Origin of the sequence: Pseudomonas sp. PGPPP1 (genome assembly GCF_002255865.1) — a bacterium.
Classification (GTDB): domain Bacteria; phylum Pseudomonadota; class Gammaproteobacteria; order Pseudomonadales; family Pseudomonadaceae; genus Aquipseudomonas; species Aquipseudomonas cremoris.
The window spans coordinates 362,631-381,183 of the sequence record NZ_NKIG01000002.1; the positions used below are offsets into that span (position 1 = coordinate 362,631).

20 protein-coding genes are annotated in these 18,553 nt (G+C 61.0%); 7 read left to right on the forward strand and 13 right to left on the reverse strand.

The window, feature by feature from the left end; all coding sequences use genetic code 11:
- Nucleotides 1-17: 17 nt before the first annotated feature.
- Entirely contained in the window at nucleotides 18-812 is a 795-nt protein-coding gene (locus CFE47_RS06120; RefSeq protein WP_185710254.1) for an AraC family transcriptional regulator, read from the reverse strand.
- 107 nt (nucleotides 813-919) lie between these two features.
- Between CFE47_RS06120 and CFE47_RS06125 the strand changes: the two genes are divergently transcribed.
- From CFE47_RS06125 to CFE47_RS06140, 4 genes are all read left to right on the forward strand, one after another.
- Nucleotides 920-1,705: a crotonase/enoyl-CoA hydratase family protein gene (locus CFE47_RS06125; RefSeq protein ID WP_185710253.1), complete on the forward strand. Its 786-nt coding sequence runs from the start codon at nucleotides 920-922 to the stop codon at nucleotides 1,703-1,705.
- An 80-nt stretch (nucleotides 1,706-1,785) separates the two neighbouring features.
- Nucleotides 1,786-2,745 carry a diiron oxygenase gene (locus CFE47_RS06130; protein ID WP_185710252.1) on the forward strand — a complete coding sequence of 320 codons (960 nt, stop codon included), beginning with the start codon at nucleotides 1,786-1,788 and terminating at the stop codon, nucleotides 2,743-2,745.
- 45 nt (nucleotides 2,746-2,790) lie between these two features.
- Nucleotides 2,791-4,695, forward strand: a complete 1,905-nt coding sequence (asnB, locus tag CFE47_RS06135; RefSeq protein WP_286835937.1) for an asparagine synthase (glutamine-hydrolyzing) — start codon at nucleotides 2,791-2,793, stop codon at nucleotides 4,693-4,695.
- Between the two features lie 53 nt (nucleotides 4,696-4,748).
- Complete coding sequence (locus CFE47_RS06140) at nucleotides 4,749-5,651, forward strand: EamA family transporter (protein ID WP_286835938.1); 903 nt, start codon at nucleotides 4,749-4,751, stop codon at nucleotides 5,649-5,651.
- A 24-nt stretch (nucleotides 5,652-5,675) separates the two neighbouring features.
- On the opposite strand, the gene CFE47_RS06145 is transcribed toward CFE47_RS06140, so the two are convergent.
- Both CFE47_RS06145 and CFE47_RS06150 read right to left on the reverse strand, forming a co-directional pair.
- Nucleotides 5,676-5,981 carry an XRE family transcriptional regulator gene (locus tag CFE47_RS06145; protein ID WP_185710249.1) on the reverse strand — a complete coding sequence of 102 codons (306 nt, stop codon included), beginning with the start codon at nucleotides 5,979-5,981 and terminating at the stop codon, nucleotides 5,676-5,678.
- Entirely contained in the window at nucleotides 5,974-6,339 is a 366-nt protein-coding gene (locus tag CFE47_RS06150) for a type II toxin-antitoxin system RelE/ParE family toxin (RefSeq protein WP_286835939.1), read from the reverse strand. The genes CFE47_RS06145 and CFE47_RS06150 overlap by 8 nt, the downstream gene beginning before the upstream one ends.
- Before the next feature lie 244 nt (nucleotides 6,340-6,583).
- Here CFE47_RS06150 and CFE47_RS06155 point away from each other — a divergent pair, with 244 nt between their 5' ends.
- Together CFE47_RS06155 and CFE47_RS06160 are read left to right on the forward strand one after the other, a co-directional pair.
- A complete protein-coding gene (locus tag CFE47_RS06155; protein ID WP_286835940.1) occupies nucleotides 6,584-8,392 on the forward strand; it encodes a monovalent cation:proton antiporter-2 (CPA2) family protein in 1,809 nt (602 codons plus the stop codon).
- Between the two features lie 73 nt (nucleotides 8,393-8,465).
- Nucleotides 8,466-9,035, forward strand: a complete 570-nt coding sequence (locus CFE47_RS06160) for a DcrB/PsbP domain-containing protein (protein ID WP_185710246.1) — start codon at nucleotides 8,466-8,468, stop codon at nucleotides 9,033-9,035.
- 130 nt (nucleotides 9,036-9,165) lie between these two features.
- Here the strand turns inward: CFE47_RS06160 and CFE47_RS06165 are convergent, their stop codons facing one another.
- From CFE47_RS06165 to CFE47_RS06180, 4 genes are all read right to left on the reverse strand, one after another.
- Complete coding sequence (locus CFE47_RS06165) at nucleotides 9,166-9,885, reverse strand: alpha/beta hydrolase (RefSeq protein WP_286835941.1); 720 nt, start codon at nucleotides 9,883-9,885, stop codon at nucleotides 9,166-9,168.
- 11 nt (nucleotides 9,886-9,896) lie between these two features.
- The gene (cobF, locus tag CFE47_RS06170) at nucleotides 9,897-10,652 is read right to left on the reverse strand and encodes a precorrin-6A synthase (deacetylating) (RefSeq protein WP_286835942.1); all 756 of its coding nucleotides are present in this window, start codon (nucleotides 10,650-10,652) and stop codon (nucleotides 9,897-9,899) included.
- Nucleotides 10,649-11,236, reverse strand: a complete 588-nt coding sequence (locus CFE47_RS06175) for a histidine phosphatase family protein (protein ID WP_286835943.1) — start codon at nucleotides 11,234-11,236, stop codon at nucleotides 10,649-10,651. The genes cobF and CFE47_RS06175 overlap by 4 nt, the downstream gene beginning before the upstream one ends.
- A gap of 194 nt (nucleotides 11,237-11,430) precedes the next feature.
- Complete coding sequence (locus tag CFE47_RS06180) at nucleotides 11,431-11,970, reverse strand: DUF4865 family protein (RefSeq protein WP_286835944.1); 540 nt, start codon at nucleotides 11,968-11,970, stop codon at nucleotides 11,431-11,433.
- A 93-nt stretch (nucleotides 11,971-12,063) separates the two neighbouring features.
- Here CFE47_RS06180 and CFE47_RS06185 point away from each other — a divergent pair, with 93 nt between their 5' ends.
- Nucleotides 12,064-12,930, forward strand: coding sequence for a LysR family transcriptional regulator (locus CFE47_RS06185; RefSeq protein WP_286835945.1), 867 nt, complete (start codon nucleotides 12,064-12,066; stop codon nucleotides 12,928-12,930).
- A 64-nt stretch (nucleotides 12,931-12,994) separates the two neighbouring features.
- Here CFE47_RS06185 and CFE47_RS06190 read toward each other — a convergent pair whose 3' ends face one another.
- From CFE47_RS06190 to CFE47_RS06215, 6 genes are read right to left on the reverse strand one after another with little or no spacing between them, the layout of a single operon-like run.
- Nucleotides 12,995-13,972: a LysR family transcriptional regulator gene (locus CFE47_RS06190; RefSeq protein WP_286835946.1), complete on the reverse strand. Its 978-nt coding sequence runs from the start codon at nucleotides 13,970-13,972 to the stop codon at nucleotides 12,995-12,997.
- Nucleotides 13,973-14,023: 51 nt separating this feature from the next.
- On the reverse strand, nucleotides 14,024-14,965 hold the full coding sequence (locus tag CFE47_RS06195) for a peptidylprolyl isomerase (protein WP_286835947.1): 942 nt from the start codon (nucleotides 14,963-14,965) through the stop codon (nucleotides 14,024-14,026).
- The gene (locus tag CFE47_RS06200) at nucleotides 14,962-15,435 is read right to left on the reverse strand and encodes a YbjN domain-containing protein (RefSeq protein ID WP_185710238.1); all 474 of its coding nucleotides are present in this window, start codon (nucleotides 15,433-15,435) and stop codon (nucleotides 14,962-14,964) included. Before CFE47_RS06200 ends, CFE47_RS06195 begins: the two co-directional genes overlap by 4 nt.
- 20 nt (nucleotides 15,436-15,455) lie before the next feature.
- On the reverse strand, nucleotides 15,456-16,082 hold the full coding sequence (locus CFE47_RS06205; RefSeq protein WP_286835948.1) for a DNA repair protein: 627 nt from the start codon (nucleotides 16,080-16,082) through the stop codon (nucleotides 15,456-15,458).
- A 19-nt stretch (nucleotides 16,083-16,101) separates the two neighbouring features.
- Nucleotides 16,102-17,802 (reverse strand): putative porin, encoded by a 1,701-nt coding sequence (locus CFE47_RS06210; RefSeq protein ID WP_286835949.1) that lies wholly within the window; start codon nucleotides 17,800-17,802, stop codon nucleotides 16,102-16,104.
- Between the two features lie 43 nt (nucleotides 17,803-17,845).
- Nucleotides 17,846-18,550 carry an energy transducer TonB family protein gene (locus tag CFE47_RS06215; protein WP_286835950.1) on the reverse strand — a complete coding sequence of 235 codons (705 nt, stop codon included), beginning with the start codon at nucleotides 18,548-18,550 and terminating at the stop codon, nucleotides 17,846-17,848.
- Nucleotides 18,551-18,553 lie beyond the last annotated feature (3 nt).

Sequence of the window (18,553 nt, forward strand, 5' to 3'; positions counted from 1 at the left end):
TTGGCGCCCTCCTCCTTTCAGAACATCGAGGCCGCCTTGGACTTGGCCAGGTAGCGCGCCGGGGAATCTCCCAGGTTGCGGCGAAACACCGAGGTGAACGCGCTTGAGCTGCTAAAACCCAGTTCGAACGCCACGTCGGTAATGGACGAACCATGACTGAGCCGCGCGGTGGCCTCTAGCAGGCACACCTGCTGGCGCCACGACACAAAGGTCATGCCGGTGCACTCGCGAAAGTTACGCGTAAAGCTGCGCCGGCTCATGCTCGACCAATCGGCCATCTCGCCAATCGAGATCTTCTGCGTGGGCGCGTCGAGAAAGCGTTGACAGGACCGGGCCAAGCGGGATTCCGAGGGCAACGGTGCGCTGAGGGGCAGTTCGGGCATTGCGCCAATCTCATCAATCAACAGGGTTAGCACGCAGCGGTCGCGCATGCTGGGTGAAACGGGCGGAATCGCCAGCGCGGCCTCCAAGAGATGGCGCAACAGCGGCGAAACACCAAAGACCTGGCAATGGTCCTGCAAACCCGCACGCCGGGCCGCGTCGTCATCCAGGTATGTATTGAGCATCACCACATCGCCGCGCATGTGCATCTCATGCGACACACCACCTGGCACCCAGATCGCCCGTTGCGGCGGCACCACCCAGTTACCCAGGTCGGTAAACATCTTCAGCGCACCGGTGGAGGCATAGGCGAACTGCCCACGTCGATGGGTATGCCGTGGAAACACCGTGCCGGACGGGTACTCGCGCAGCGTCACCACCGCTTCGGGGCTGTCGGGTTCATAAGGCGAAAAAGTGAAGGTCGGCGGCATGGCCCGATTTTGTCAAAGTATGACCTGACATAGCAAGCGGGCCACCAAGCCCCCACCTATCATCGTTGCTCCCCAAGCTGGGTTCATCTCGAAGGGATATTCGGAAAATGAGTGTCAAAAACTACTTGGATGTACGAGTAGACGGCGCCGTTCTGATGGTGGGACTCAACCGCCCGCAGAAGCGAAACGCCATGTCTCTCGAAGTCATGCACGAACTGCACGACACCTTCACCAACATTCCCGAAGGCGTTGGTGCAGCAGTGCTATACAGCACCAGCCAGCATTTCTGTACGGGGCTGGACCTTTCGGAAATTCGCGACCAATCGGTCATCGATAACGTCCAGGCTTTCCGCGAATGGCACAAGACGTTCGAACTGATCCAGTTCGGCAAAGTCCCCGTGGTGGCCGCAATCACCGGCGCGGCCATCGGTGGCGGCCTGGAAATCGCCACCGCCTGCAGCCTGCGCGTGGTCGATGACAGCGCCTTCTTCTCGCTGCCCGAAGCCATGCGCGGTCTGTACGTAGGCGTTGGCGCTTCGGTGCGCTTCCCGCGTATCGCCGGCATCGCGCTGATGACCGACATGATGCTCACCGGCCGCACGCTCTACGCCAAGGAAAGCTACGAGCGCGGTGTTGCCCAGTATTTGGTGCCGGTAGGCCAGGCAGTGCTCAAGGCCACCGAATTGGCCCACAAGATCGCGGGCAACCTGCCCATGACCAATTACGCGGTAACCCACGTACTGCCACGCATTGTCGACCAGAGCCAGCAGGATGGCCTGATGACGGAGGCGTTGATTGCCGCAGTGGTGTCTTCCGACACCCGCACACAGGATCGCCTGGCGGACTTCCTGGATCGCAAGAAGGACAAGATCCAGACCGCGCCAGCGGTGTAACTCCCGGTCGTGAAAGTTGCCGGGCGCGCCTCGGCAAACCATGGATGGCCTTCACAGCACATTATCAATCCGGTGAAACCATGTTTCAGCACAGCACTCAAGACGATCTTTATCGCAGCAATGACGCAGCCGATGAACGATTGATCAAAATCGAACGCAGCTGGCACAAACGCGCACAGATCAAGCTGGACTCCCAACGTCCGGATATCCAGCTCGACCTGCAAGCGCCGGACTTTCTCGAGGCACTGCTACCCTTCGCCCATGATCCGCAGTACCAGAACTATCCGCACGCCCTGAAACTGCTGATCCTCTCGGCCGGCTGGGTCATCTACAACCAGAAAACCATCGCCATCGAAACCGAGATCATCTGCCCGTCGTGCATCGACCTGCTGCAGCTGGGCTCACGCCTGAGCTCCGCCAGCGCCGCGACGATTTCCGAAACCCTGGCAGATGAGGCCTACCACACGTTGTTCTCGATCAACATGTGTGAACTGGCGATTACCCAGCGCGGCATGCGCATCAAATGGCCAGAACTGGAGCTGACCCGGCACTTGAGCCAAGCCCAGGCAACGATGTCCGAGGCGGACTTCAAGATCTACCGCCTGGCCTTCTCGCTGGTTTCGGAGACGTTTATCAGCGACTACCTGGCCGACCTCAGTGACGCGCCCGACATCCAGCCGGTGTTTCGTCACGTGGTGGCCCTGCACAAAAAAGACGAGCTGGTGCACAAGCACATCTTCCCGCTGTTCGTGCAGCAGGTGGTCGGTGACTTCACGGCACAGCAAACCACCTTGTTTACCCGGGGCATCGCCAACTCCATCCGGATCTTCCCGATGCGCGAGATTTCTGCGTGGCGAATCATCCTGCCCCAACTGCTCGAAGTGTTCGGCGATCGCTCGCTGCTGCTACCGACTCAATTTATCGAGACCGGCGAAGCGGACTACTCGGCGATGCCCGACATCCTCAGTTCCATTGGCATACATCCCGCAGCCGTACTGCCAGAACTACAAGTGATGACAGAGCCGGTCATCACCGTTTGAACCCAGCGTGCCGCTGATCACTACAAATTCAATCGAGAACTTTTTATGTGTGGATACATTGGCGTCTTCGCCAAACAACCTCGTGCGTTCGACCCGAACATGTTCGATGCCGCCCTGCGCGCCATCCATCACCGCGGCCCGGACAGCTCCAGCCAGTGGTTCGACCCCAAGGGCCAGGCCGCTTTCGGTTACGTGCGCCTGGGCCTGGTCGGGCTGGGCAACGGCACCCAGCCTATCGTTGCCGATGAAGGCGACCTGGTGATGATGGTCAACGGCGAGTTCTACGACTACCAACGCATTCGCGCGGAGCTGGAAGGCCACGGCTGCCGGTTCAAGACTTCCTCGGACAGTGAAATCGCCATGCACCTGTACCGCCGCCATGGCGTACGCGGCCTGAAGCAACTGCGTGGCGAGTTCACCATCCTGATTTACGACCGCCTGCACAAAAAGCTGTTTGCGGTGCGTGACCGAGTGGGCGTCAAGCCGCTGTACTACACCGAACATGAAGGCGCCTGGTACTTCGCTTCCGAGATCAAAGCCTTGCTCGCAGCGGGCGTTCCGGCGCAGTGGGACCACGAGTCCTACGCCAACCGGGGCTTTATCCTGCGTGACCTTACTGTGTTCAACAACATCCGCAGCGTAAAGCCGGGGTGCTGGATCATCGCCGACGAAAGCGGTCTGCAAACCGAGCAATACTGGGACTGGGACTTCCCCGACGCCCAGGCCACCGAGCAACGCAGTGAAGCCGAGATGATCGACTCGCTGCGCCACACCATCGAAGAGTCCGTGCGCCTGCGCCTGCATGCCGATGTGCCGGTGGGCGTCTGCCTCAGCGGCGGCCTGGATTCCTCCGCCATGCTGGGGATTGCCACCGAGCTGACCGGCCAACCGCTGCAGGCGTTCCACTTGTCCTTCGCAGGCGAGCAGGCCTACGACGAACGCCAGTACGCCGAAGTTGCCGCGCGGCATAACCGTGCACACCTCAACGTGTTGTCGGTGAACTCCACTGACATGGCGGACAACTTCGAAAATGCCCTGTGGCACGCCGAAATGCCCTTCGCCAATGCCCATAGCGTGGCCAAGTACCTGCTGTGCAAATACGTGCAAAGCCAGGGCATGCGTGCGGTGTTGACCGGTGAAGGCGCCGATGAGGTCTTCGGCGGCTACCCGCACTATCGCCGCGACATGGTGCTGTACAACCACGAACACCAGGACCCAACGGTGATCGCCGAACTCACCCGCCGTCTGCACGCCAGTGAAGACCGCTACCTGCCCGGCGGCAAAAATGACGTGAAGTGGGTCCAGGACGAACTTGGCCATGGCGTGTCCTGGCTGCAAACCCAATCGGCGCTGTTCGGCCCGTTGGCGCAGTTGTACAGCGATGACTTCCGTGAGCGCTTCTGCAATGTCGATGCCTATCGCCAGTTCTACGACCGGTTGAGCCCGCGGGCGCTCGACGGTTGGGAGCCGGTCAACCGCTCGCTGTACATGGTCGCCAAGTCCAGCCTGCCCAACGTGGTACTGACTTCCTTGGGTGATCGCATGGAAATGGCCGGCAGCCTGGAAGGCCGCCCGCCGCTGCTGGACCATCAAGTGATCGAAGCCGCCTGCCGCCTGCCGGTCAACATGAAAGTGCGCGGCGCCACCGAGAAGTACGCCCTGCGCGAAGCCATGCGCCCTTACGTGCCGCAGGCAGTGCTGGATCGCAAGAAGCAATACTTCCGCGCACCACCGGCGTCGGAAAGCCCGCAATCGAAGCTGTTCGAGATGATCAACGACGTGTTGAGCGGACCGGCGTTGAGCAACGTGCCGTTCTTCGACCCACGTAAAGTACGCGCCCTGCTGGCAACCTTGCCAAGCTTGTCCCCCGCGCAACGCGCATCGGCAGACAACCTGCTGATGGAAATTGCCGGGCTGTGCCTGATGCAACAACGGTTCGCTGTGAACTGACCTGTAGGCGGCGCGCTGCGGATGCGGTGCGTCGCCTGACCCAAGGAGGGTCCATGCTGAAAAAACACTTATCACTCGCCGTGCTCGTGACACTGGTCTGGGGCGTCAACTTTCCCATCACCAAATTGGGTCTGCGCGCGATCGACCCCTTTGTACTCACGGGCATCCGCTTTGCCCTCGCCGCCCTGCCGCTGGTGTTCTTTATCAAGCGCCCTGCCGTCAAGTTCAGTTACGTGGTGGCCTACGGGATCATCTTCGGGCTGGGCATGTGGGGCGTGATCAACTACGGCATCCAGGTGGGCGTGAGTCCAGGCATTGCCTCGTTGATCATTCAACTCAGCGTGTTCTTCACCATGGGCTGGGGCTTTTTGCTGTTCAAGGAAAAGATCCGTGGTGCGCAGATGATCGGCGCGGTGTTGGCCCTGATTGGCCTGGCGGGGATCATTTCGACCCAGGAAGGCAACCATGCGGTGCTGGGCGTCATGCTGATCGTGCTGAGCGCGGTGGCCTGGAGCATCGGCAACGTCATCATCAAGAAGTCCGGGGTCAAGGAGATCTTCTCGTTCATGGTGTGGGCCAGCCTGATCCCGCCAATTCCGCTGTTCCTTACGGCCTGGCTGATGCATGGCAGTGCTGCGTTTGAAGGCTTGCAAGCCAGCCTCGACCTGACGGCAGTCCTGTCGATCCTGTTTCAGGTGTACTTGGCCACGCACTTTGCCTACTGGGGCTGGAACTCGTTGCTCAAGCTGTACCCGGTGTCGACCGTGGCGCCATTGTCGTTGCTGATTCCCGTGTTTGGCATTGCCAGTTCGATGCTGATACTCGACGAGCGTATTTCTACGCCGAACCTGATCTCCATCGGGATCATCATCGCTGGGCTGGCGGTGGGCTTGTATCGCAGGCCGGTGAACGTGGTTACCACCGGACAGGACGTCGGCATGCAGCCCAGCAAATAGCGCGCCTTAGTAGTGAGCGGGGAGTCAACACGCGAAGTTGTCGATTTTCACCTGACCATCGGGAAACGTCGCAATAATTTCCAGCTCACCGCCCATTGCACGAATGTAGTCACGCAACGTGCTGATATACATATCGGTGCGCCGCTCCATCTTGGAAACAGCCGCCTGGTTGATATTCAATGCCTTGGCCAGGCTTTGCTGGCTCAATCGCTGAGCCTTGCGCAGCTCATGCAGGGGCATTTCCTGCAGATGTTGCTGGAACAGCAGCTTGGCTTCCGCACGGGATTGCGGCGTCATGCGCGCTTGAAGTTCAGCGAATTTCTTAGCCATGGTTACGGCCCTCTTTACGCATTGTTTCCAGATGTATGTCATACAACTTTTCTGCCACGGGAACATGCTCCTCATACCATCGGCGTTGTCCGGTCTTGTCACCACCGACCAGCAACAATGCGCATCGGCGTGGATCAAAGGCGTACAACACCCGATAAGGTCTCCCTGCGTGCTGCACGCGCAGTTCCCGCAGGTTGCCATGCCGGGAGCCCTTGATATCGCTACTGTGGGGAAAGCCCAACCCCGGCCCGAAAAGCCCCAGCAGATCAACGCTGGCAGAGACCGAAATCTGCTCCTTTACCCCCAGGCCATCCCACCAGCCTCCGAACTCATCCGTGTATTCAATTTCCCAGCCCATGAAATATGCCATCCAAGGAATATAATCTCAAGAACTTAAAGCTAGGAGATGAAGTGGCCCACCTTCCACCCGTGCCCCCTGGGAAATTGTTTGTACATCCTTCCGATTCGACGGCTAACCGCCCGCCCACCAACAAAAAAAGACGCGATATCCGCCTCACTCGCAGCAAAAACACAATTTTCAAAATGTAAAAAGCGCTCTAATACGCTCCTGTTGATTGGTTTTGAAGATCCTGGAGTTCCCCATGCCCCATGAAGGCAACCTGTTACAAGCAGCCGTGGTGTTCCTGCTCGCCGCCGTGCTTACCGTCCCCCTGGCAAAACGCCTGCAACTGGGCGCGGTGCTGGGCTACCTGTTCGCTGGCGTGATCATCGGCCCATCGGTACTGGGCCTGGTGGGTAACCCGCAGAGCGTGGCGCAGTTCTCTGAATTGGGGGTGGTGTTGCTGCTGTTCATCATCGGCCTGGAGCTGTCGCCCAAACGGTTGTGGGTGATGCGCAAGGCGGTGTTTGGTGTGGGCCTGGCCCAGGTGTTGCTCACCGGGTTGGTGATGGGCGTCGTGGCGCTATGGGTATTTGGCCAGTCTTGGAACAGCGCCATCGTGCTGGGCCTGGGCCTGGCGTTGTCCTCCACTGCCTTTGGCCTGCAAAGCCTGGCCGAGCGTAAAGAGCTGAACCAGCCCCACGGGCGCCTGGCATTTGCCATCCTGCTGTTCCAGGACATCGCCGCCATCCCGCTGATCGCGATGGTGCCGCTGCTGGCGGGCAGTGACCACCCGACCACCGAAGCCCAGGGCCTGCAGCACGTGTTGCAGATCCTCGGCAGCATCGCCGTGGTAATCATCGGTGGGCGCTACCTGTTGCGACCCGTGTTTCGCATCGTCGCCAAGACCGGGCTGCGGGAAGTGTCCACCGCCACCGCTTTGCTGGTGGTGATCGGTACGGCCTGGCTGATGGAACTGGTAGGCGTGTCCATGGCCCTCGGCGCCTTCCTCGCCGGCTTGCTGCTGGCGGATTCGGAATACCGCCATGAACTCGAATCCCAGATCGAACCATTCAAAGGCCTGCTGCTGGGCCTGTTCTTTATCAGCGTGGGCATGGGCGCCAACCTCAGCCTGCTGCTCAGCTCACCGTTGGTGGTGATCGGCCTGACGCTGCTGTTGATCGGCTTGAAGTTGCCGCTGTTGTACGCCGTCGGCCGCGTGGTGGGCGACCTCAATCGCGAAAGCGCCCTGCGCCTGGGCGTGGTGTTGGCGGCGGGGGGTGAATTTGCCTTCGTGGTGTTCAAGATCGGTCGCGACCAGGGCCTGTTCGAACCGCATCTCTACGATGTGCTGGTACTCACCATCACCCTCTCCATGGCCGTGACCCCGCTACTGCTGTTGGTATGCCCGAAGCTGTTCAAGCCCAAGGCCAAGCCAGTGGAGGTGCCAGAGGAATACCGCACCATCGAAAGCGACGCGCCGCGCGTGGTGATCGCCGGCATGGGGCGGATGGGCCAGATCGTCGCGCGGATTCTGCGGGCGCAGAACATCTCGTTTATCGCCCTCGACACGTCGGTGGAAACCATCGAACTGACCCGCAGTTTCGGCGGCATGCCGGTGTTCTATGGCGACCCGCAACGTCCCGAGATCCTGCACGCCGCCAAAGTCGACCAAGCGGAGTTCTTTGTGATCGCCATGGACGACCCGGAGATCAACATCAAGACTGCCGAACTGGTGCGCAACCTCTACCCACACATGAAGATCATCGCCCGTGCGCGTAACCGCCAGCACGTGCACCGCTTGGTAGACCTCGATGCTTCACCGGTGCGCGAGACCTTCTACTCCAGCCTGGAAATGAGCCGCCGCACCCTGGTCGGCCTCGGTTTGACCCAGGCCCAGGCCGATGCACGCATCACCCGCTTCAAGAACCACGACCTGCAACTGCTGGCCGCGCAACATGCGGTGTACGACGACGCAGGCAAAGTGATGCAAACCGCCCAGGAAGCAAGGGCCGAATTGGCGCGGCTGTTTGAGATGGACCGACTAGAGGAAGAGTCCGACAAGGTGTGAGGCTACAGATGAACGATATTGCGAATTTTCTGACAGAATACGCCGCAATTTCGTTCATCCCCTGGAGCGCTTCATGGCCACTTTCACCAAGACCGCCGCCCTGCTGGCCCTGGCGCTTGCCGCTGGCAGCGCGTTCGCCGCCTCCAAGCCGGCCACGCAGAAAGCCGACACCCAAACCATTTCCACTTTGGGCGGCAAGTTCACCTTCAACCTGCCCAAGGCCTACGTTGCCGACACCCTGCCGTCGGGCAAGGCCGAGGATGGCACCGCCGACACTCAAGGCACGTTGTACGCCAACCAGACCACGAAAAGTGTGGTGATCGTCGCCGAAACTGTGCGTAACGACGGGGTAAAGATCCAGGATAACGACGCACAGTTCCTGGACGGCGCCGTAGCAGGTTTCATCAAGGACCAGAGCGCCGCCCTGCCGGACTTCAAGAAACAGAACGAGAAGAAACTGACCTTCAAGGGCCTGGGCCTGCGCCAGGTGGACAGCACCGCCACCCAGGGCGGCGGCAAGACCCTGAACTCCACATTCCTCGGCGGCTCGGGCAACCACTTGCTGGTGATCCAGGCGATTTCCCGAGGCGATGATGCAAAGGGGCATGCCGCGTTGGTGAAGCAGATTACCGGCGGTAAATAACCCGATAATCCAGGCAACACAAAACCAATGTGGGAGCTGGCTTGCCTGCGATAGCTATTGTCCAGTCAACCTCTCTGGGGACTGAAACACCGCTATCGCAGGCAAGCCCGCTCCCACATTTTTACCGTGCTCACTTCAAGCTGTTTTCCATCCAGCCCTTCAAGTCCTGAATCTCCGCCTCACTGATGGTATGCGGCATCCCCATATACCCATGAAACTCCGGCTTCAACCCCAGCCCCACCAACACCTCATTCGCCCGGGTCGCCGACGCATACGGCAGCGCCTGGTCCAACGTGCCATGGCCGATAAAGATTGCCAGCGTGTCCAATGAGCCATTCGGTTTCAGCTCAGCTTTCAACACCGGCAACACACTGCCACTCAGCGCCGCAATCCCACGAACCAGCGCAGGCTTACGCAAGCCCACCTCGTAAGTCATGATCGCGCCCTGGCTAAACCCCACGAGAAACACCCGGTCAGGTTGGGTGTGGTACTTGGCGGTGGCCTGGGTCACGAAGTCTTCGATCAGCTTGGCGCTGCGTTGCAAATCTTCTGTCTCGCCGTCGTAATCACCGTCACCGGGCTTTTTGGCAAACCAACGATAGCCACTCGGGTCCACCGGCATTGGCGCCCGCGCCGACAGATAAGTCCAAGTGGACGGCAGCGCGTCCTTGATGCCAAACAGGTCTTCTTCGTTGCTGCCGAACCCATGCAGGAAAATCACCAAAGGTTCATTGCGCGCATCACCCTGGGTCTGTTCCAGGTACGACAGGGGCAAATCGGTGTGCAGCGTGTCGTCAGCGTGAACGACGCCAGCCACCAGGGTCAGCGCCAGGGCAAGCAGTTTGAGCATGGGGCGTTACCTCAGGGTTTGCGCAGCAGATAAGTGTCCATGATCCAGCCATTTTCCAGGCGTGCGGCCTTGCGCACTCGCTCGATTTCTTCGGCCACTTCACTGACTTTGCCGCAGATCAGGATTTCGTCTGGCGTGCCCAGGTAAGCGCCCCAGTAAATGTCCAGGTCCTGATCGGCGACGGTGCGGTAGGAGTCTTCCGCATCGAGCATCACCACCAAGGTGTCGGCATCACTTGCCTGCCCCGCCGCCAGACGGCGACCGGTGGTGATCTCGATGGAGCGGCCGATGCGGTTCAGCGGCACTTTGTGCTGGGCTGCCAGGGCCTGCACGCTGGTGATGCCGGGGATCACTTCGAATTCAAAGGTGCAACGACCGCTGGCCAGAATCGCCTGCAGGATACGAATGGTGCTGTCGTACAGCGCAGGATCGCCCCAGGCCAAGAAAGCGCCCACTTCATCGTCGGCCATTTCCTCGTTGATCATGCGCTCGAACGTGTGTTGCTTGTCGCGGTTCAGGTCCTGAACGGCGGTGGTGTAGTCGATATCGCCGCGCACGCGCTCGGGGCAATCGGCCTCGACGAAGCGATAGCCGGGCTCGGTGATGTAGGTCTCGCAGATCTCGCGACGCAGGTCGATGAGCTTGTCTTTGCTCTGGCCCTTGTCCATCAGGAAAAACACGTCAGTGCGGTTCAGCGCCTTCACGGCCTGCATCGTGATGTAGTCAGGGTTGCCGGCGCCAATGCCGATGATCAGGATGCGTTTCATGGGTTGCTCTCATTGCGGGGCGTGGATTTTGCCATGTGAGTGTCCAGACGCAAGCGCCATACGTTGTTGAAGCGCAACTCGATGGCGGACAACGGTTCGACATCGATGCGGTAGAACATCGACACCGGGAACTGCAAGACGTAGAGCATCGCCGCGCGAATCACAAAGGGGTGACTAACGGCCACGACATGGCCAGGTTGGGATTCGAGGGATTTTATCCAATCTCCAATCCGCGCGCAGACCTGGTCCACCGACTCGCCACCGTGGGGCGCGCGGGTGCTGTCGCTTAGCCAAGCGCCCAATTCGTCGCTGTTCAACTGGCCGATATCCTGGCCCTTCCATCGCCCAAAATCAGCATCGCGCAGCCCGTCATCAATGACCGCATCACCGCCGAACAAGCTCGCCGTCTGCCGCGTACGCGCTTCTGGGCCGCACAACAGGCGTCGGTTTTCCTTGTAGCGGCCAGCCAGAGACAGCGCCGCACCCTGCCAATCCATTTCCACCGCCTCGTCATCGGGGAAATACCCCTTTTTCTGCAAGGGCGTAACAGCATGGCAAATCAAGGTCAGACGGGTGGTTTGCATCGCAATTGCACTCTGTTTCGACGCGCAGCCAGCATAGACTCGCGAAGCTGTTTCGCATGTTACAACGAACATGAAACAGGAAGCTGGTTGCGTGCGGCTATGGAAGTTCCGCGTGGTATCCCTGGGCCTGGTGTTTGGCGCGGTGGCCGAGCGCAAATTGAGCCAGCCACGCGCACGTTTCAACGCCTGACGCGCTAGATTCCGGGACGGGCCAGGTAGAACACCTGATAGCCCGTTCCGGGATGCTCAACGTCCAGCGCCTTCGCCGACAAGGTAAACCGCACCAGGCGCCAGGCTTGCACATCCAGCGCCAGGAAGACCGCGAACGTATCGCGGTTATCCGCCACCTGCTGATTGCGTTGTTTCTCCTCGGCCAATATCCCGGCCCGATCCGCCCCTGGCTCAAGTGGCCATTCTTCCCGATACAAACTCAACGCACTCTGCGCCGGCCCGCGCTGCACGTCCAACGGCAGCCAACTCTCGATATGCGGGCGACCGAAGCTGTCGAGCACTTTCTGGAAGCGCTCCCCTAGCAAAAAATCGGCGGCCTGCAGCGGGTCGGCCCACAGGTATACCGACGAATACACGTTGCCCCCGTGCTCCTGGGCGATAAACGCCTTGAACAGCAACCCTTTGGCGTGATCCCACAACGGCCCCAATTGCGCGGCACGGCGGCGGATCACGTTCATGTCGTAGTCGGATGGCAAGCGGTGTGAATACTGTTTGGCGAACATATAAAAGCTCCCGTGCAAGATGAGGTGACAGCTTGCGCAGCCGCGATGATTTCAACAAGATATGACTCGATATAGATGCGATAAGGATCTGATATGACTGACGTACTCAAGCCCCTGGATATCGACACCGTGCAGGCCTTCGTCCTGGTGGCCGATTTCGCCAGTTTCACCCGCGCCGCCGACGCGCTCGATACGTCCCAGGCCGCCGTCAGCCTAAAACTCAAGCGCCTGGAAGAACGCCTGGGTTATCGCTTGCTGGAACGCACGCCGCGTCACGTGCGCCTGTCGCCCCAAGGCGAGCAATTCATCGTCGCCGCCCGCGCGCTGCTCAACGCCCACGAACGCGCCCTTGGCGACATGGGAGCCCACGCGCCCCGACGTTTGGTCATCGGTATCAGCGACCATGTGGCCGGGCCGGACCTGCCGCTGTGGCTCAGCCGTCTTGCGGCCTATGACCCGCTGGTGATTCTTGAAGTGCGCATCGCCTCCTCCCGCGACCTGGTAGCCGCCTTCGACCGCAATGAGCTGAACGCCGTGATCGTGCGTAACGAAGGCGACCGGCAGGATGGCGAAGTGTTGGCGGTGGAGCGCTTTGGCTGGTTTGCATCGCCGACCTGGCAACACACGCCGGGCATGCCGCTGCGCATGGCGACCATGGCGGCGCCCTGTGGGGTCCGGCATTTGGCGACGCGCGTGTTGGATGAGGCGCGTATCGACTGGACCGAAGTGTTTGTCGGCGGCGGCGTGATGGCCGTCGGGGCAGCCGTCAGCGCCGGCCTCGGGGTCGCCGCCCTCGCCCATCGCGTGGCCCCGGCCGGTGCGGTGGACGTGAGCGAGCAACACGGCTTGCCGCCCCTGCCGGTGAGTGAGGTGGTGCTCTACAGCCGCATCAGCGATGCGCGCTCGCGGGAAACCTTGCGTGCGCTGAGTGCAACGTTTCGGGGTGTGCTGCAACGCTGAGCCAGATGTGGTTTTTTGGATATACCCGCATTCCCCCCTGTGGGAGCGTGTTCGACACGCCTACTCAATCGAACCAATCCCGCCGCCCCTCAAACGTGCTGACGATCAACTCCACAATCATCTGCACCGCCTCGGCATGTTGCACCTGGGCATTCATTGCCAGCCACACCTGGCGCTGCATACCCTCGGCCAGCAACCCCGGCAACGCCACCAGGCCACGGTCGAAGTTGCTCATGTAGTGCGGCAGCAAACCGATGCAGGCGCCGCAGCGGATCATTTCCAGCATCAACGAATAGGCATGCACCTGCACCACCGCAGCCAAACGTTGCTGTACCACCTGGTTCCACGGTTGCAAGGCACCGACCTGGGCATCCGGCTGCCATTGCACCAGCATGTAGTCGTCGAGGTCTTCGACGCTGTCCGGGCGTGTGATCAGGCGTGAGTAGCGCTTGGCGATATGCGGCAGATACTCCAAGCGTGCCAAGGAACGGGGCGGCTCGGTGGCAAAGCTGGGGCCGGGTACCGGACCGTCGTTGTCCGATAGCCACAGCACCACATCGACGTCTACCGCTTGCAGGGACAAATGGCTGTCGAGGGAGATGATCTCCAGCCGCACACTGGCGTTGCGCCGCAGCAAGGCGATCAAGTCGCGCCCCAGAATGTCATGCAGGATCGGCTCCGCCACCGCCAGGCGAATCAGCGGCTGCTCCACCACTGGCAAGCGCCGTTCATGGGCCAGGGCGATCAGTTGCGCCTGCAATTGCAGGCCATCGCGACTGAGCACCAGGCCGTTGCCCTGATAGGTGAAGAGCGAATGACGCAGGTGTTCTTCCAACTGCGCCAGGCGCTTGCGCAACAGCGTCGCCTTGATATTCAAACTGCGCGCCGCCTGCATGAAACAACCACAGCGCGCGCTCACCAGAAAGTAGCGCGCCACGTCCGGGTCGATCTCGTTGGCCAGGGCCAACCAGGTGTTGCGCGACTCGGCCGGCGCCCGGTACGCGGCGGGCCCGTGGGGGGCAGACGGTTCTAGAAATGCCATGGGAGACTCCCTGTCTTGTGGGTCTGTGCATCCAATGCGGGTTGATGCGTGTTACTCCAGCACCTTGTTCAACTCGGCACCGTCGATGCTCAAGGTCGCGGTGTTGAGCATGCCTTCCAGATAGGCCTTGGCAATCTGCTCTTGCCGCTGGGCACGCAAGGCCTGGGTCAGCCGTTCGCGCAGCTCATCAAGGGTGGCAGTGCGCGCCGGTTGCTGGCCGGTGAGTTTAAGTACGTGGAACCCGGCGGCGCTTTGCACCACGTCCGACACTGCACCGACTTTCAAGCGCGATACCGCCCCGCGCACTTCCGGTACCAGTTGCTGCAAAGGTTGCATGCCCGAATCCCCACCCCGTGCGGCGGTTTCCGGGTCTTGGGAAAATTGCGTGGCCAAGGCTGCGAATTCACCCGGCGCGGCCTGTGCCTTGCGGCTCAACTCCTGGGCCTGGCGGCGCACGCTGTCGACGCTTTGCGGGTCGCTCACCCCAAGGAAAATCTGGCTTACCCGGTACAACGCCGGCGTTACCCACTGGGCCTTGCCGCTGTCATAGGCTTGCTGCAGTTCGGCTGCACTGGGGTAGTCTGCCGGCACCTGGCTGACCGACAGCATGTAGTCGCGGAACACAATCTGCTCGGCGGCGGCGCGGGTCTGTTGCTCCACTTCCGGGCGTTGGCGCCAGCCCTGGGCGTCGGCCTGCTCCAGCACGGCCTTTTGCGCCAGGCGTGAACGAATCCAGGTTTCCAGCGCCCCACGGTTGCCGCGCAACTGCTCGCGGGACTCGGCTGGCAGGCTGGCCAGCACGGTTTTCAGTTCCGGCAGGTCGATCTGCTGGTTGCCCAGGCGTGCCACCGCCGGGCCGCCCGCCGGTGCACCGAGCACCGGAGTCGGCTGCTGGGCCGCAACGGGGTCGCTGCCCGGGCGCAGGCTCAGGCCCACCGCCACCACCAGCAAGGCCAGCGCACCCGCGCCGACCATCAGGGTTGGTTTTTTCACAGTACAGGTGCCTCTTCGCCAACCGGCTCAACCGCTGCCTGGGCTTGCAACTGCGCAGCTTGCTGACTGTATTCACGCAGGTAGACGATGAATTCCTGCAACAGGCGATCCCACAGTTCCAACTGGCTGCGCAGGTGCGTGGCGCCGACACCAGCCACCACCACATCCATCTCCATCAGCAGGAACTCACCCTGCACCGACAAGCGCGCAAAACGGCGCGAAGCGTTCCACACCTGGGCCAAGCCCTCAGGCAACTCGCCCTGGATACGCAGCGCGCAGCTGTAAGTGAAGTCCACATAGTTGCCCTGCTCTGCCGCCGGGTTGCCGAAACGCACGGCGAAACCGATGCCCTGGCTGGCGCTGAGCAATTGCACGATGCCGTTCTGTTCGGTCTGGTTGACGCGGTAGCCGGCTTCTTGAAGCAGTTCAGTCAGGCTTTGGGTGGTCACGCTGGTGATCAATTCGCTCATGGTGATCTCTTCCTTGTCTATCAGTGATTGGCAGTTGCCTGGGGCGCATCAAAACGGCTCTTGTACAGATCGTCGCCAAAGCCCTGGGCCATTTCCTCAAACTTGACCCGGGCGCCGCTGGCGAAGGGCTGGCGAATACTCATCACCTCGGCCACGTCGATCTTTTCGTAGGCCGCCAGCAGTTGCTGCGCTACGCCGTACATCTGTTGATTCTTGACTGAACATTGCTGCACTTGTGTGTCACGTTCGCTCAACTGGGCCTGCAAGCGGGCACGCTCGGCTTCCTTGCCCTTGGCCAGTACCAGCAACTCGTCATAAGCCTTCTTGAACTTGCCGATCTGCTCGTTGCTTGCCGCCACCTGGGCTTGCGCCTGGCTATGCAGGCTCTGTTGCTGGCCGGCCATTTGCTCGGCCACGCCACGGGTCTTTTCCAGCTCGGCGGTCAGTTGCTTGATGTGCGCCTGGGCCTGTTTGGCCTGGGTTTCGGCGGCGATGCGCGCAGCACTGGCCTGGGCCTGTTCGCTTTGCAAGGCCTGCAACTGCTGTGTAGTGCTGCGCAGTTGGGTACGCAGGCGCTCCTCCATGCCTTCGGCACTGGCGCCGGTGGCGACGAACAACAACAGCAGCCCGCAGATTCGCGTGTTCATGTGGCATCTCCTGTGCGCATCAGAAGCGCGTGTTGAGTTCCAGTTGCATCACATCCACTTCAAACGGCTGGCCGTACACTTCGGACGCACTCAACCAACGCGCACTGGCGTAGATGTTCTTGTCGATGCCGTAGTTGCCGCCGATGAAATAACCCTTGGCGTTGGTGCCGCCCAAGTGAAACGAGGAGTCGTTGAAGCCGTCGGGCAAGGCGTCGGGTTGGATGTACTTGTAGCCAGCCAACACGTTCCAGTCGCCACGCTTGCGCATCTCCAGCGCGCTGCCGAGGGTGAACGAGACCATCAACGCATTGCCGCCACTTTCAAACTGACCATTGCTGTTGATGTTGGTGACGATCTCGCCCTGGCTGCGCCGCAGCATCTCGCCCTTGTCGTAGGCCAGGTTGCGGATGTAGTTGCCCTGGCTGCGCAGCTTGAAGTCACCCGGCAACTCGCTGTCCCAGACCGCGTTGAGGTCCAGCACATTGAACTTGGAGGCCAGGCCCACGTATTGCGGCAGCGGAGTCTTTGCTGGGTCCGTCGGGTCCAGCGGAATATCGCGCAGCAGGAACACGGTGTTGCCCTTCTGCATAAAGGCCACCCGCGTGCCGTCGGTGTCGCAGCCGGCGGCGCCGGCCCACGGTTTGCAAGGGCTGGAGCGTTGGCCTTCGATGTCCTTGAACTGGTAGTAGGCACCGGCGATCTTGAGGCTGTTGCTGCGGTTGATCTTCCAGTCGGCGCCAATTTGCCCACCGAACAGCCATTTGGTCTCGCTGTCTTCCTTGTCGATGCCGTTGGTGCTGGCAGCGTCAGAGGTGTACTCCACCGGGAACGCGCCCAAGGTCCCGAACAGGCCCCACTCGTTGCTGAGCTTGTGGTTGAAGATCGCGGCCACACCGTCGAAGTTGAGGTCGTTGGAATACATCATGTCGGTGGAATAGAACGGGTTGCCGATACGCCCGGCGGTCAGGGTCATGTAGTCGGTGGTTTTCCAGGTCAGGTAGCCCTGGTCCAGCCAGATATCTTTTTTGCCAAAACCGCCGCCCAACGTCTGGGTGGTGGACACCGGGTTGTTGTCGGAGCCGGTCCCCAGGCGAATGCCAGCGGTCCATTCCGGCGAAATCACGGCCTTCATGCCCAGGCGGGCACGCAGGCGGAACAGGTTTTCCCGGTCCTCGCGGGTATTGATCATCGGCGGGAATTTGTAGTTGGAGCTTTTGTTGACGTCATACGGGCCGGTGTCATTGACCTTGGCGTAGTCGGTGATCTGGTTGCTGTTGTTGCCCGAGAAATAACGCGACTCGTCGCGCAAACGGATATCGCCATCAAAGCTGATGCGCGAGATCCAGTCCGGGAACGTATTGGGCTGGGCCCAGTTTTCCTGCTTGGCGGTGTTCATCACTTCGGCTTTCACCTGATCGCGAATCTGGTCGCGCACCGCCTGCGGCACGTACTGCACACGCACATCACCGGGCGCTGTCGCGGGGCCTGCGGCGACCACTGGCGCGGCATTGGCCTGGCGTGCCTGCTGGGCTTCTTTCTCGGCCTGGGCAATCAGCCCGTTGGCGGTGTCCTGGGTCAATACACCTTGCTGCACCAACAGCCGGATCAGGTTGATGGTGACGTTTTCCGAGGGGGCGACCGGGGCAGCTGCCGCCTGGCCAACCAGGGTCGCGATGACCATGCCAACCGCCAGGGTCAGTCGATTCACGGGGGAAATCATGTGTACGCAACTCCTGTAGAAAATTGCCAAAAATAAGGTTCGATCAATCGGGGCGACGGCCCTTGAGGGACAGGCGCACCGGCATGGTTACCGAGGCCGGCACCCGCTGCGTGGCATGGGGCGCACGCAGCGCGGCCAACACCTGGGCATCGGTCTGGGCATCGCCGCTGGACTTGGCCAGCTCTGCCCGCGTGACCTGCCCCTCGGCGTTCAACCACAAGTCCGCCTGCACGGTGTAAGCCTTCTTGCGCAACTCCGGGTCTTCGCGCAGCAGGCGCTGGAACACCCCGGCCAGGTACTGCTTGTAGGTGCCGGCACCCAAGCCGCCACCACCGGAACCTGCCATGCCGCCGCCTTTGCCGGCGCCGATGTTGAAACCGTTGTTGCCAGACTGCGCATCGCCATCGATCTGCATCGGGTTGGCCAAGTCATCGGCGGGTGAAGGCGGCGCTTCTTCGGCCGGCTTGACCTCTTCCGGCTCGGGCGTAGGCACCGGCTCCGGGACTTTCTCCTCGACCTGGGGCTCGGGCTCCTTGGGTTTTTCCGGTGGGGGCGGCGGCGGTGGCGGCAACGGAATAATCGTCGGCACCTTCGGCGCTTCGCGGCGTACACCACTCATGTCATTGGCCCACTGCCACAAGAACCAGGCCGCCACAGCGCCCAGCAAAAGGCCTGCGCCCCACTTCAACGGGCGCAACGGCGGCTTGTTCTTCACCGGCAACGGCGTGATCGGGATCTGTGCGGTCATGGC